The following is a 1,171-nucleotide window of genomic DNA, read 5'->3' as shown; positions in this document are numbered from 1 at the left end:
TGCTGGTCAGGCCGATCTTCTTGCCGATGATGCGCTCGCCGGCGGCCAGGCGGCGCTCGAGCATGCGCAGGGAGATCTGGTAGGCGTCGTCGATGGTCAGGTCGAAGCGGCTGGTCAGCGGCGCCACGGTCTCGCGGCTCTGCATGGCCTGGTAGAGCTCGTCGCCGAGCTGTTGGATCAGTTCTTGGTTCATGCGCATTTTTCCTGAAGGTTGGCGGCAGCGTCGGCCTCGGCGAGGAAGTCCTCGACCAGGCGGGCGAAGCGGCCGGCATGTTCGATCTGGGTCCAGTGGCCGCAGTGGCCGAAGACGTGCAGCTGGCTGTTGGGAAGCAGCTCGGCCAGACGCAGCGAGGCCTCGAGCGGGATGATGCGGTCCTCGCGGCCGTGGATGACCAGCGCCTCGTGGGGCAGGGCGCGGATGTCGGTTTCGCTGCTGGCCAGGTCGTCGACGCCGTTCTGCCGCGGCGGCGGGAACATCGCGGCGAACGACTCCTGGAAGCCCGGGCGGATGCTGGCCTGGTAGCGCAGCTCGGCCAGCTCGTCGTTGACCAGGTGGCGGTCCCAGGCGAACAGGTCGAGCAGCTGGCGCATGTTGGCCAGCGAGGGGGTGTAGCCCCAGGCCGTCTCCAGGCCCGCGGTGATCGGGAAGCTGACGCCGACGCTGCCCATCAGCACCAGTCGGCGCACGCGCTCGGGGTGGCGGATGGCGAGGGCCAGCGCCAGGCCGCCGCCGAACGAGTTGCCGACGATGTCGGCCTGCTCGATGCCGAGGGCGTCGAGCACGCCGATGGCATGCTCGACCCAGCGCTGCTGGCTGTACTGCGCATCGGCCGGCCGTTCGCTGTAGCCGAAGCCGAGCATGTCCGGGGCGATCACCCGGCGCGTCTGCGCCAGCTGCGGGAGGATCCCGCGCCAGTTGGCCCAGGCGGTGACGCCGGGGCCGGAGCCGTGGATCAGCAGGACCGGGAAGCCTTCGCCCTGGTCATGCAGGTTGGTTCGGTAGCCGGCGGCGAGGATCTCGCGGCCGATCTCGGGACTTTGCACTGCTTGATTCATGCTCGCCTCACAGCTTCACACAGATGTTCTTCAGCTCGGTGTAGAACTCCAGCGAGTGCACCCCGCCTTCGCGACCGATGCCCGACTGCTTGGCGCCGCCGAAGGCGGTGCGCAG

2 protein-coding genes and 1 pseudogene are annotated in these 1,171 nt (G+C 69.0%); all 3 read right to left on the bottom strand.

The window, feature by feature from the left end; all coding sequences use genetic code 11:
• Window positions 1–193: pseudogene (locus BMZ19_RS22020) on the bottom strand (2-oxopent-4-enoate hydratase); the annotation flags it as partial.
• Window positions 190–1,056 (bottom strand): alpha/beta fold hydrolase, encoded by an 867-nt coding sequence (locus BMZ19_RS22015; protein WP_090313891.1) that lies wholly within the window; start codon window positions 1,054–1,056, stop codon window positions 190–192. The gene BMZ19_RS22015 and the pseudogene BMZ19_RS22020, both read right to left, overlap by 4 nt.
• Before the next feature lie 7 nt (window positions 1,057–1,063).
• On the bottom strand, window positions 1,064–1,171 hold a 108-nt coding region (locus tag BMZ19_RS22315), incomplete at its 5' end, for an aldehyde dehydrogenase family protein (RefSeq protein ID WP_139214727.1).

The sequence above is a fragment of the Pseudomonas linyingensis genome (assembly GCF_900109175.1).
GTDB classification, from domain to species: domain Bacteria; phylum Pseudomonadota; class Gammaproteobacteria; order Pseudomonadales; family Pseudomonadaceae; genus Geopseudomonas; species Geopseudomonas linyingensis.
This window is presented reverse-complemented; position numbering and strand designations above follow the sequence as displayed.